The sequence below is a fragment of the Idiomarina sp. genome, assembly GCF_048260185.1.
Taxonomy (GTDB): Bacteria; Pseudomonadota; Gammaproteobacteria; order Enterobacterales; family Alteromonadaceae; genus Idiomarina.
This window is the reverse complement of sequence record NZ_JBLXHB010000002.1, coordinates 385,720-395,517: the sequence shown is the minus strand read 5'-3', so window position 1 is coordinate 395,517 and position 9,798 is coordinate 385,720. Positions and strand designations below refer to the sequence as shown.

At 46.6% G+C, this 9,798-nt stretch carries 18 protein-coding genes; 1 reads left to right on the top strand and 17 read right to left on the bottom strand.

Features of this window, described 5'->3' with window-relative positions; all coding sequences use genetic code 11:
* The first annotated feature begins 317 nt into the window (after nucleotides 1-317).
* Complete coding sequence (locus ACN0RF_RS07620) at nucleotides 318-1,106, top strand: hypothetical protein (RefSeq protein ID WP_417438560.1); 789 nt, start codon at nucleotides 318-320, stop codon at nucleotides 1,104-1,106.
* A 71-nt stretch (nucleotides 1,107-1,177) separates the two neighbouring features.
* Here the strand turns inward: ACN0RF_RS07620 and rplQ are convergent, their stop codons facing one another.
* The 17 genes from rplQ to rplN form a co-directional block, all read right to left on the bottom strand.
* Nucleotides 1,178-1,579 (bottom strand): 50S ribosomal protein L17, encoded by a 402-nt coding sequence (gene rplQ / locus ACN0RF_RS07615; protein ID WP_034822551.1) that lies wholly within the window; start codon nucleotides 1,577-1,579, stop codon nucleotides 1,178-1,180.
* A gap of 39 nt (nucleotides 1,580-1,618) precedes the next feature.
* Nucleotides 1,619-2,608 (bottom strand): DNA-directed RNA polymerase subunit alpha, encoded by a 990-nt coding sequence (locus tag ACN0RF_RS07610; protein WP_011235123.1) that lies wholly within the window; start codon nucleotides 2,606-2,608, stop codon nucleotides 1,619-1,621.
* Nucleotides 2,609-2,633: 25 nt separating this feature from the next.
* Nucleotides 2,634-3,254 carry a 30S ribosomal protein S4 gene (gene rpsD, locus ACN0RF_RS07605; RefSeq protein ID WP_011235124.1) on the bottom strand — a complete coding sequence of 207 codons (621 nt, stop codon included), beginning with the start codon at nucleotides 3,252-3,254 and terminating at the stop codon, nucleotides 2,634-2,636.
* Nucleotides 3,255-3,282: 28 nt separating this feature from the next.
* Nucleotides 3,283-3,672, bottom strand: a complete 390-nt coding sequence (gene rpsK / locus ACN0RF_RS07600) for a 30S ribosomal protein S11 (RefSeq protein WP_011235125.1) — start codon at nucleotides 3,670-3,672, stop codon at nucleotides 3,283-3,285.
* A 12-nt stretch (nucleotides 3,673-3,684) separates the two neighbouring features.
* The gene (gene rpsM, locus ACN0RF_RS07595) at nucleotides 3,685-4,041 is read right to left on the bottom strand and encodes a 30S ribosomal protein S13 (protein ID WP_011235126.1); all 357 of its coding nucleotides are present in this window, start codon (nucleotides 4,039-4,041) and stop codon (nucleotides 3,685-3,687) included.
* 120 nt (nucleotides 4,042-4,161) lie between these two features.
* On the bottom strand, nucleotides 4,162-4,275 hold the full coding sequence (rpmJ, locus tag ACN0RF_RS07590; RefSeq protein ID WP_006956433.1) for a 50S ribosomal protein L36: 114 nt from the start codon (nucleotides 4,273-4,275) through the stop codon (nucleotides 4,162-4,164).
* 24 nt (nucleotides 4,276-4,299) lie between these two features.
* Complete coding sequence (gene secY, locus ACN0RF_RS07585) at nucleotides 4,300-5,628, bottom strand: preprotein translocase subunit SecY (protein ID WP_034822548.1); 1,329 nt, start codon at nucleotides 5,626-5,628, stop codon at nucleotides 4,300-4,302.
* A gap of 5 nt (nucleotides 5,629-5,633) precedes the next feature.
* Nucleotides 5,634-6,068, bottom strand: a complete 435-nt coding sequence (gene rplO, locus ACN0RF_RS07580) for a 50S ribosomal protein L15 (RefSeq protein WP_011235128.1) — start codon at nucleotides 6,066-6,068, stop codon at nucleotides 5,634-5,636.
* Between the two features lie 3 nt (nucleotides 6,069-6,071).
* On the bottom strand, nucleotides 6,072-6,254 hold the full coding sequence (gene rpmD / locus ACN0RF_RS07575) for a 50S ribosomal protein L30 (protein ID WP_011235129.1): 183 nt from the start codon (nucleotides 6,252-6,254) through the stop codon (nucleotides 6,072-6,074).
* A gap of 6 nt (nucleotides 6,255-6,260) precedes the next feature.
* Nucleotides 6,261-6,761, bottom strand: a complete 501-nt coding sequence (gene rpsE, locus ACN0RF_RS07570; RefSeq protein WP_011235130.1) for a 30S ribosomal protein S5 — start codon at nucleotides 6,759-6,761, stop codon at nucleotides 6,261-6,263.
* Nucleotides 6,762-6,770: 9 nt separating this feature from the next.
* Nucleotides 6,771-7,124 carry a 50S ribosomal protein L18 gene (rplR, locus tag ACN0RF_RS07565; RefSeq protein WP_011235131.1) on the bottom strand — a complete coding sequence of 118 codons (354 nt, stop codon included), beginning with the start codon at nucleotides 7,122-7,124 and terminating at the stop codon, nucleotides 6,771-6,773.
* A gap of 9 nt (nucleotides 7,125-7,133) precedes the next feature.
* Entirely contained in the window at nucleotides 7,134-7,667 is a 534-nt protein-coding gene (rplF, locus tag ACN0RF_RS07560) for a 50S ribosomal protein L6 (RefSeq protein ID WP_034822546.1), read from the bottom strand.
* Between the two features lie 14 nt (nucleotides 7,668-7,681).
* Nucleotides 7,682-8,074, bottom strand: coding sequence for a 30S ribosomal protein S8 (gene rpsH / locus ACN0RF_RS07555; RefSeq protein ID WP_011235133.1), 393 nt, complete (start codon nucleotides 8,072-8,074; stop codon nucleotides 7,682-7,684).
* A 26-nt stretch (nucleotides 8,075-8,100) separates the two neighbouring features.
* The gene (gene rpsN, locus ACN0RF_RS07550) at nucleotides 8,101-8,406 is read right to left on the bottom strand and encodes a 30S ribosomal protein S14 (protein WP_011235134.1); all 306 of its coding nucleotides are present in this window, start codon (nucleotides 8,404-8,406) and stop codon (nucleotides 8,101-8,103) included.
* Nucleotides 8,407-8,417: 11 nt separating this feature from the next.
* Nucleotides 8,418-8,957: a 50S ribosomal protein L5 gene (gene rplE, locus ACN0RF_RS07545; RefSeq protein ID WP_011235135.1), complete on the bottom strand. Its 540-nt coding sequence runs from the start codon at nucleotides 8,955-8,957 to the stop codon at nucleotides 8,418-8,420.
* A 20-nt stretch (nucleotides 8,958-8,977) separates the two neighbouring features.
* Nucleotides 8,978-9,292, bottom strand: coding sequence for a 50S ribosomal protein L24 (gene rplX / locus ACN0RF_RS07540; protein WP_034822544.1), 315 nt, complete (start codon nucleotides 9,290-9,292; stop codon nucleotides 8,978-8,980).
* A 10-nt stretch (nucleotides 9,293-9,302) separates the two neighbouring features.
* Nucleotides 9,303-9,671, bottom strand: coding sequence for a 50S ribosomal protein L14 (gene rplN / locus ACN0RF_RS07535; protein ID WP_006956444.1), 369 nt, complete (start codon nucleotides 9,669-9,671; stop codon nucleotides 9,303-9,305).
* Nucleotides 9,672-9,798: the final 127 nt, after the last annotated feature.

The following is a 9,798-nucleotide window of genomic DNA, read 5'->3' as shown; positions in this document are numbered from 1 at the left end:
CGTCCCTTTCGTTTCGTCAACCCATTTTTTCCAGCTTTTTCAGCTCGGTTGAAACAAAACGCCGTTGTCTGAATTCTTCGCAGATAACCTTGCGGATAACTCGTGACAACGGCGGCGAATTATAGTGATCTCTCTGAGCCTTGCAAGATCTTTTTTCGATCAAAAAGCTTAACCGAACAAAAAACAATCAACTTAAAGTAAAGCTCTTCGTTTTGCTCGTTTTTAATTCTATTTTGTTGTTTTTTTGTGATTACCTTGAACTGTTGTTATATTGAATCACTCTAATAAGTTGGACTCATATAAAGGGCTTAAATCTTATGCGCTGGAAATTAATAACTTTTACCTGTTTGCTTGCTGCAACTCTTAGTTCAAGCGCCATACGAACGAGTCATGCTGCTACTTTTGATAGCAGCCTCCAAAATTCGTCTTCCACTTTAAAAGATACTTACCAAAGCATTATCGAAAATCACCTTAATAAAAACTTCTCTATTATGCGCACCGTGCGTATCTTAATTAATAACTATCCAGAACATGCCGCTTATATCGTTAACGCCGCTTTTGATATAAGAGAAAGCAGAGTCAAAGCTATAGTAGTAGCAGCAATGCAAGCAGAACCGGCGGTTACTTATACTGTCGTCGACATTGCCATAGCTCGTTACCCAGACCTATCGACTAGCATTGTTGAGGCTGCCATTCAAACTGAACCCGCTTATATCGATGATATAATTACTATCGCATTGCAGCGTCAACCTGATCAGGCTGAAACTATTATACGCAAGGCTGTCGCGTCTCACCCTGATTTTACTGAGTCGGTATTGAGAACTGCCGCTCAGGAAGCCCCGAGCTCAATTTTTTGCTCCTTAACTGAATCTATAAAGGCTCTACCGGAAACCGCAACATCATTAATCGCCGTTATGAAAGATTTTTTTGTCGGTTCTGATAATGAAAGCAGTACATACGAAATTAGCAAAGAAGATTGGCGAGTATTAACTCTCGAAGCTAAACAATCAGGGGTAAGTCGCAAGGAACTTGAATGGCTGGTGAAGGAAGGCTACCTGGAGAAGGAAGCTCTCGCAAAAATTTTTAACGATGACCTTTCTAATTAGTTTTGTTACTAGACTTTAGAAACAAAAAAGCCGGCTGAAATACAGCCGGCTTTTTAACTTTCCGAAGCGGTTTACTCCGTAACTTCTTCAGCTACTTCTTCAACTTCTTCAACTTCTGGGCGACCAACTAATTCAATGTAAGCCATTGGAGCGTTATCACCTGTACGGAAGCCACACTTCATAATGCGAGTGTAACCACCTGGGCGTTCTTCATAACGCGGGCCTAATTCATTAAACAGCTTGCCGACAACCTCTTTGTCACGTGTGCGTGCGAACGCAAGACGACGGTTTGCTACGCTGTCTTGTTTTGCCATTGTGATCAATGGCTCAACAACGCGGCGTAACTCTTTTGCCTTAGGCAAAGTCGTCTTGATGATCTCATGACGCACCAAAGAACTTGCCATGTTGCGGAACATTGCCTGACGATGGCTGCTGTTTCGATTTAGTTGACGACCACTCTTACGATGGCGCATACCTATACCCTTCTCAGTAAATCTATTACTAAGGTGACCTTAGTCGTTGTCAATTAAGCTGGCTGGTGGCCAGTTCTCAAGGCGCATGCCAAGAGACAAACCACGTGAAGCCAACACGTCTTTGATTTCAGTCAACGACTTCTTACCCAAGTTCGGAGTTTTTAATAACTCGACCTCAGTGCGTTGTACTAAGTCACCAATGTACTGAATCGCTTCTGCTTTCAAGCAGTTCGCAGATCGAACAGTCAATTCCAAGTCGTCTACCGGACGTAGAAGGATCGGATCGAACTCCGGCTTCTCTTCTTTTTCTTCCGGTTCACTGATATCACGAAGTTCTACGAAGGCATCCAACTGTTCAGCTAAAATTGTTGCTGCACGGCGGATAGCTTCTTCTGGATCCAATGTACCATTGGTTTCCATTTCGATAACCAGCTTGTCTAAGTCGGTGCGCTGTTCAACACGAGCCGCATCTACAGAATATGCAATGCGTTCTACCGGACTGAACGACGCGTCGACTAAAAGACGACCGATTGGACGTTCATCATCATCAGCGGACTGACGAGATGCCGCAGGCACGTAACCACGACCACGTTCGACTTTCACTCGCATAACAAGTTCATAGTCGCCTGTCAGATGACAGATAACGTGCTCAGGATTAACGATTTCAACATCACCATCGTGGGTGAAATCGCCTGCTGTTACAGGACCTGCTCCGGATTTATTCAAAGTCAGAGTTGCTTCATCTTTACCTTCAACGCTGACTGCCAGCCCTTTCAGGTTTAATAAAACTTCAATGACATCTTCCTGAACGCCCTCTTTGCTGCTGTATTCGTGCAGCACGCCATCGATTTCAACCTCAGTCACTGCACAGCCTGGCATTGACGACAGTAAAATGCGACGTAACGCATTACCTAGTGTATAACCAAAGCCGCGTTCCAGAGGCTCCAGTGTCACCTTGGCATGAGTCGGGCTGATTTGCTCGATGTCGACTAACCTCGGCTTTAGGAATTCGGTAACAGAACCCTGCATTGTGTCCTCTCTCTATGCTTAAGCTTTACTTAGAGTAAAGCTCTACGATCAACTGTTCGTTAATTTCAGCAGACAAGTCGCTACGTTCTGGAAGACGTTTAAATGCACCTTCCAATTTGTTGTTGTCTACTTCTATCCAGACTGGCTTCTCGCGTTGTTCTGCAAGCTCCAGTGCTGCTCCGATACGTGCCTGTTTCTTCGCTTTTTCACGAACAGAAACGACATCTTCAGGACGAACCTTGAACGATGGAATGTTCACTACCTGACCATTCACAACAACTGCTTTGTGACTGACCAGCTGACGAGCTTCTGCGCGTGTTGACGCAAAACCCATGCGATACACTACGTTATCCAAGCGCTGTTCCAGCAACTGCAACAGGTTTTCACCGGTATTGCCTTTCAGTCGTGCAGCTTCTTTGTAGTAGTTACGAAATTGCTTTTCCAGTACGCCGTACATACGACGAACTTTCTGTTTCTCACGCAACTGAACACCGTAATCTGACAAACGACCGCGACGAGCGCCATGTTGTCCTGGTGCAGTTTCGATCTTACATTTAGAATCGATTGCGCGAACGCCGCTTTTCAGGAACAAATCTGTTCCTTCGCGACGGCTCAGCTTGAGCTTTGGACCCAAATATCTAGCCATGATCTTTCTCCAACTATCGATTCACGCCTTAAACGCGACGTTTCTTAGGCGGACGACAACCGTTGTGAGGAATCGGTGTCACATCGGTAATATTTGTGATTTTGTAACCAACGGCGTTCAGGGCACGAATCGATGATTCACGACCTGGGCCTGGACCATTCACAAATACTTCCAGGTTTTTCAGTCCGTATTCCTTCGCCATTTCACCTGCACGTTCTGCTGCAACCTGTGCTGCAAACGGCGTTGATTTCCGTGAACCACGGAACCCTGATCCACCTGCGGTAGCCCACGCTAGTGCGTTACCCTGGCGATCAGTAATGGTAATAATGGTGTTGTTGAAAGATGCATGCACATGAGCCATGCCATCGGCGACCTGCTTTTTAACGCGCTTTCGAGAGCGAGTTGGTGTTTTAGCCATTACTCAATCCCCCTATTTCTTAATTGGTTTGCGCGGACCTTTACGAGTGCGCGCATTTGTTTTAGTGCGCTGCCCACGTAGAGGTAAGCTACGACGATGACGAAGTCCACGGAAACACCCGAGGTCCATCAAACGTTTAATGTTCATAGATACTTCACGACGCAGATCACCTTCTACGGCGAACTTTGATACAGCGTCACGAAGCGCGTCCAGTTTGTCTTCTGACAATGAACCAATCTTGGTGTCTTCAGCGATACCCGTAGCAGCAAGAATCTGCTGTGAACGAGTACGGCCAACACCGTAGATTGCAGTCAAAGCTATGACTGCATGCTTATTGTCAGGAACGTTAATGCCAGCGATACGGGCCACTAACACGTCTCCTTCAGTTTGTAGGCTTCAGTTGAAAAGCCCGTTAGGATACTCAACCGATTGCCGAATTGCAAATACTTCAAAGGCCGCGGCGATTAAGCCGCAAGCCTTTCCTTCGAATCAACCTTGTCGTTGCTTATGCTTAGCATCAGTGCAAATAACGCGAACTACACCGTTACGCTTGATGATTTTGCAGTTACGACAGATTTTCTTCACGGAAGCACGAACTTTCATTGCTACTCTCCGTTCTACCCAATCTTACCGGCCGTAGCCTTTTAGATTGGCTTTTTTCAGGACAGAGTCATATTGATGCGACATCATATGAGTCTGAACCTGTGCCATAAAGTCCATGATAACAACTACGATAATCAATAAAGATGTACCGCCGAAGTAGAATTGCACATTCCATGCAATCATCATGAACTCCGGAACCAAACAGACAAAGGTAATGTACAGTGCGCCTGCTAATGTTAAACGCGTCATTACTTTATCGATGTATCTTGAGGTTTGTTCACCTGGGCGAATCCCCGGAATAAACGCACCTGACTTCTTCAAGTTGTCAGCTGTTTCGCGAGGGTTAAATACCAACGCAGTATAGAAGAAACAGAAGAAGATTATCGCAGCCGCGTACAATAACACATATAACGGCTGACCGGGAGACAATGTCATCGATACTTGTTGCAAAAAGTCTGCAACCATACCGTCACCAGAGCCAAACCAAGTGGCGATGGTACCCGGGAATAAAATGATACTTGACGCAAAAATTGGAGGAATAACACCAGCCATATTAACTTTCAATGGCAAGTGTGTGCTTTGCGCAGCAAATACCTTACGACCTTGTTGACGCTTCGCATAGTTAACGACGATACGACGTTGACCACGTTCCACAAAAACAACGAAATAAGTTACTGCTAAAACCACAACCCCAATTAGTAACAACAATAACAGGTGCAAGTCACCTTGACGCGCTTGTTCAGCCGTCTGGCCGATAGCGGAAGGTAAACCTGCAACAATACCCACAAAGATCAGGATAGAGATACCGTTGCCAATACCACGCTCAGTAATCTGTTCGCCTAACCACATAAGGAACATAGTTCCCGTGACTAAGCTCACTACAGCAGTGAAATAGAAGCCGAAGCCAGGGTCTATTACTAGTCCGGGCATTAAGTTTGGCAAGCCTGTAGCTATACCAATCGACTGGAACGTTGCCAGTATTAAAGTACCCCACCGCGTATACTGGTTAATCTTACGACGACCAGACTCACCTTCTTTCTTAAGCTCAGCCAAACGTGGATGTACCACGCTAGCCAACTGCATAATAATCGAAGCCGAAATATACGGCATAATACCTAATGCAAATACTGACGCGCGCTCTAAGGCACCACCGCTGAACATGTTAAACATGGCAACGATGGTATCTTTCTGCTGTTCGAATAGCTGAGCTAATACAGCGGCATCAATACCAGGAATAGGCACAAAGGAGCCCGCTCGGAAAACGATAATCGCTCCTAACACAAACAGCAGGCGACGCTTAAGTTCCGACAAGCCACCTTGCGCTCGATTTGATTCCAATCCTGGTTTAGCCATTTGCTCTATCCTTCGATTTTGCCGCCAGCAGCTTCAATAGCTTCGCGAGCGCCTTTGGTGACTTTAAGACCTTTTACAGTCACAGCACGACTTAACTCACCAGATTTGATGACTTTAGCGTGTAGTACGTTCTTACGAACGAGACCTGCTGCTTTCAAAGTCGCCAATTCAACGGTATCACCGTCAACCTTCGCGATTTCTGCCAAGTTTACTTCCGCAGTGACCATAGCCTTGCGAGAAGTAAAACCAAATTTTGGCAGACGACGTTGAATTGGCATTTGTCCGCCTTCGAAACCTGGCTTGACTGAGCCACCAGAGCGAGACTTCTGCCCTTTGTGACCACGGCCGCCAGTCTTTCCAAGACCTGAACCAATACCACGCCCAACGCGCTTTTTGCTGCTTTTTGCACCAGGTGCGGGAGCAAGTGTATTAAGTTCCATCGCTTATCCCTCCACCTTAATCATGTAATTAACTCGGTTCACCATACCGCGGACTGCAGCAGTGTCTTCCAACTCTACTGTGTGACCAATGCGGCGGAGACCCAAGCCACGTAGTGTAGCTTTATGCTTCGGCAAACGACCGATAGAGCTACGCGTCTGTGTTACTTTGATTGTCTTTTTCGCCATTGTTCACTACCCCAGTATTTCGTCAACGCGCAATCCACGCTTCGCCGCAACTTGCTCCGGCGATTTCATGCCGTTCAACGCTTTGATAGTCGCGCGAACAACGTTGATTGGGTTGGTTGAACCATATGCCTTTGACAGCACGTTATGAACACCTGAAACTTCCAGAACCGCACGCATTGCACCACCAGCGATGATACCCGTACCTTCTGAAGCAGGTTGCATGTATACCTGTGAACCTGAATGACGTCCTTTAACAGGATGCTGTAAAGTGTCGCCTTTCAGTTGAACGGTAACCATATTGCGACGTGCTTTTTCCATTGCTTTTTGAATAGCAGCGGGTACTTCACGCGCTTTACCATAACCAAAACCGACTTTACCTTTACCGTCGCCAACCACAGTCAGTGCAGTGAAGCTAAAGATACGACCACCTTTAACTACTTTTGCTACACGATTTACTGTGATCAACTTCTCTATCAGTTCACCGGTTTGAGCTTCTACATTTGCCATGTTCGTCTCCTAGAACTGAAGTCCGGCTTCACGAGCTGCGTCCGCTAATGCGGCTACGCGACCGTGGTATTTAAAACCACTACGATCGAAAGACACGTTTTTAACGCCTTTTTCAATCGCTCGTTCAGCGATAGTTTTGCCCACGACTTTGGCTGCGTCTACATTACCTGTAGATTTAAGCCCTTCGCGGACACTTTTCTCTGCAGTCGATGCGGCTGCCAGCACTTCAGAACCGTTAGGTGCGATCAACTGCGCGTAAATATGCCGTGGTGTACGGTGAACGACCAGGCGATTTGCACCCAACTCTTTAATTTGTTTACGTGCGCGAGTAGCACGACGTAAGCGAGCTGCTTTATTGTCCATCGTATTACCCTACTTTTTCTTGGCTTCTTTACGGCGCACTTGCTCGTCAGCATAACGAACACCTTTGCCTTTATAAGGCTCAGGTTTACGGTATGCACGAATGTTAGCGGCAACTTGACCAACTAACTGCTTATCTGCACCTTTAACGACGACTTCAGTCTGAGTCGGAGTATCGATTGTGATTCCTTCAGGAATCTCGAACTCCACAGGATGCGAAAAGCCTAGCGTCAAGTTCAGTTTTTTACCTTGTGCTTGCGCACGGTAACCAACACCTATCAGCTGTAACTTACGTTCGAATCCTTTAGTGACTCCGACCACCATGTTTTGCAACAATGCGCGAGCCGTACCAGCTTGAGCTGTTGAGTTAGCAACGCCTTCACGGGCGTTAGTACGTAACTCACTCTCATCTTTTACCAGTTCAACTGCATCGTTTACAACACGACTCAGTGAGCCTTGGGCACCTTTAATCGTGATTTCCTGGCCATTTAGCGTAACTTCAACGCCAGCAGGAATTTCAATGGGTGCTTTAGCAACACGTGACATTTCCTACCTCCTAATTACGCTACGTAACCGATAATTTCGCCACCAAGACCAGCTTGGCGAGCGGCACGATCAGTCATCAGGCCTTTAGACGTCGAAACTACTGCGATGCCAAGGCCACCCATTACGTTAGGCAACTCGTTGCGTTTCTTGTAGATACGCAGACCAGGGCGACTAACGCGCTCGATTGTTTCAATTACTGGCTTGCCTTCGAAATACTTCAATTCGACTTCAAGCTCAGGTTTAACAGTACTCTCGGCACTGTAACCAGTAATAAAACCTTCTTCTTTCAGAACTTGAGCAATCGCCACTTTCTGCTTAGAAGACGGCATTTTAACCGTTACTTTGTTAGCACCTTGAGCGTTGCGAATGCGTGTGAACATATCCGCAATTGGATCTTGCATGCTCATATTTGCTTTCTCCCGTGATTCGTGGCTTACCAGCTAGCTTTTTTCAAGCCAGGAATTTCACCGCGCATCGCCATCTCACGGACCTTGATTCGGCTCATGCCGAATTTACGAAGGAAACCATGAGGACGACCAGTTATACGACAACGGTTACGTTGACGCGTCGGACTGGCATCACGTGGGAGCTGTTGCAACTTAAGTACGGCTTCCCAACGCTCTTCGTCTGATGCTTTAGGGTCATTAATGACCGTTTTCAGTGCGTTGCGTTTTTCTGCGTATTTTGAAGCGATTTTAGCTCGCTTCACGTCACGCGCTTTCATTGACTGTTTTGCCATAACTCTACACCTTACTTTCTGAACGGGAAGTTAAAGGCAGCTAGCAAAGCACGAGCTTCGTCATCTGTGCCAGCATTTGTGGTAATGGTGATATCCAGACCACGTACCTTGTCGACTTTGTCATAGTCGACCTCCGGAAAGATGATCTGCTCACGAACACCCATGCTGTAATTACCACGACCATCGAACGATTTAGGGTTCAGGCCACGGAAGTCACGGATACGTGGGATTGCAATCGAAATTAAGCGTTGCAAAAAGTCCCACATGCGCTCGCCGCGCAGAGTTACTTTACAGCCAATCGGGAAGCCTTCACGGACTTTGAAACCGGCGACAGACTTGCGTGCCACAGTACGAATTGGCTTTTGACCAGAGATAGCCTCTAGGTCAGCCACTGCGTTATCAAGTACTTTTTTGTCAGCCAGAGCTTCACCAACACCCATGTTAAGGGTGATTTTATCAATCCGAGGGACTTGCATGACGCTGTTGTAGCTGAACTCTTTCATAAGCTCAGGAACTACCGATTCTCTGTAAAAATCATGCAGTTTCGCCATCGTAAAACTCCAAGTTTGAATTAAATGATTGCGTTGTTCGATTTGAAGAAGCGAACTTTCTTGCCATCTTCAATACGAAATCCAACACGATCTGCTTTACCTGTCTCTGGGTTAAGGATCGCTACGTTCGAAATGTGGATTGCTGCTTCTTGTTCAACGATGCCACCAGATTCACCTAGAGCCGGATTTGGCTTTTGGTGTTTCTTGACTACGTTGACGCCTTCCACGATCACGCGATCTTTATCGGTAAGAACTTTCAGGACTTTGCCTTGCTTGCCCTTGTCCTTACCTGCCAGGACGACTACTTCGTCATCACGTTTAATTTTTGCCGCCATAATTGACTCCTTATAGTACTTCTGGTGCCAGCGAGATAATCTTCATAAACTGCTCTGAACGCAGTTCACGAGTTACCGGCCCGAAAATACGTGTGCCAATGGGCTGTTGGTTGTTATTCAACAACACAGCCGCGTTGCGGTCAAAACGGATGACCGACCCGTCTTGTCGACGGACGCCTTTTCTGGTGCGAACGACCACCGCATTCACTACATCGCCTTTCTTCACCTTACCGCGCGGAATTGCTTCCTTGACAGTAACTTTGATGATATCGCCGATGTTTGCGTAGCGACGGTGCGAACCACCTAGAACCTTAATACATTGTACGCTGCGCGCGCCGGAGTTATCGGCAACGTCCAGGGTAGTTTGCATTTGGATCATTTCAGTGCCCCGCTTAGTTAAAAAAACAGACCCTCTCGGGTCGTGCTGCCTTTGGTTTTTCCCTTATAAAAAGGGTCGCGAAGTGTAACAGATAAATTTTGGAAGTGGTAGGGTAATCTCAGAAAAT

Bases quoted from the DNA above. Each gene is read 5' to 3' on its own strand.
- ACN0RF_RS07620 (WP_417438560.1), top strand. From the start codon at position 318: ATGCGCTGGAAATTAATAACTTTTACCTGTTTGCTTGCTGCAACTCTT.
- rplQ (WP_034822551.1), bottom strand. From the start codon at position 1,579: ATGCGCCATCGTAAGAGTGGTCGTCAACTAAATCGAAACAGCAGCCAT.
- ACN0RF_RS07610 (WP_011235123.1), bottom strand. From the start codon at position 2,608: ATGCAGGGTTCTGTTACCGAATTCCTAAAGCCGAGGTTAGTCGACATC.
- rpsD (WP_011235124.1), bottom strand. From the start codon at position 3,254: ATGGCTAGATATTTGGGTCCAAAGCTCAAGCTGAGCCGTCGCGAAGGA.
- rpsK (WP_011235125.1), bottom strand. From the start codon at position 3,672: ATGGCTAAAACACCAACTCGCTCTCGAAAGCGCGTTAAAAAGCAGGTC.
- rpmJ (WP_006956433.1), bottom strand. From the start codon at position 4,275: ATGAAAGTTCGTGCTTCCGTGAAGAAAATCTGTCGTAACTGCAAAATC.
- secY (WP_034822548.1), bottom strand. From the start codon at position 5,628: ATGGCTAAACCAGGATTGGAATCAAATCGAGCGCAAGGTGGCTTGTCG.
- rplO (WP_011235128.1), bottom strand. From the start codon at position 6,068: ATGGAACTTAATACACTTGCTCCCGCACCTGGTGCAAAAAGCAGCAAA.
- rpmD (WP_011235129.1), bottom strand. From the start codon at position 6,254: ATGGCGAAAAAGACAATCAAAGTAACACAGACGCGTAGCTCTATCGGT.
- rpsE (WP_011235130.1), bottom strand. From the start codon at position 6,761: ATGGCAAATGTAGAAGCTCAAACCGGTGAACTGATAGAGAAGTTGATC.
- rplR (WP_011235131.1), bottom strand. From the start codon at position 7,124: ATGGACAATAAAGCAGCTCGCTTACGTCGTGCTACTCGCGCACGTAAA.
- rplF (WP_034822546.1), bottom strand. From the start codon at position 7,667: ATGTCACGTGTTGCTAAAGCACCCATTGAAATTCCTGCTGGCGTTGAA.
- rpsH (WP_011235133.1), bottom strand. From the start codon at position 8,074: ATGAGCATGCAAGATCCAATTGCGGATATGTTCACACGCATTCGCAAC.
- rpsN (WP_011235134.1), bottom strand. From the start codon at position 8,406: ATGGCAAAACAGTCAATGAAAGCGCGTGACGTGAAGCGAGCTAAAATC.
- rplE (WP_011235135.1), bottom strand. From the start codon at position 8,957: ATGGCGAAACTGCATGATTTTTACAGAGAATCGGTAGTTCCTGAGCTT.
- rplX (WP_034822544.1), bottom strand. From the start codon at position 9,292: ATGGCGGCAAAAATTAAACGTGATGACGAAGTAGTCGTCCTGGCAGGT.
- rplN (WP_006956444.1), bottom strand. From the start codon at position 9,671: ATGATCCAAATGCAAACTACCCTGGACGTTGCCGATAACTCCGGCGCG.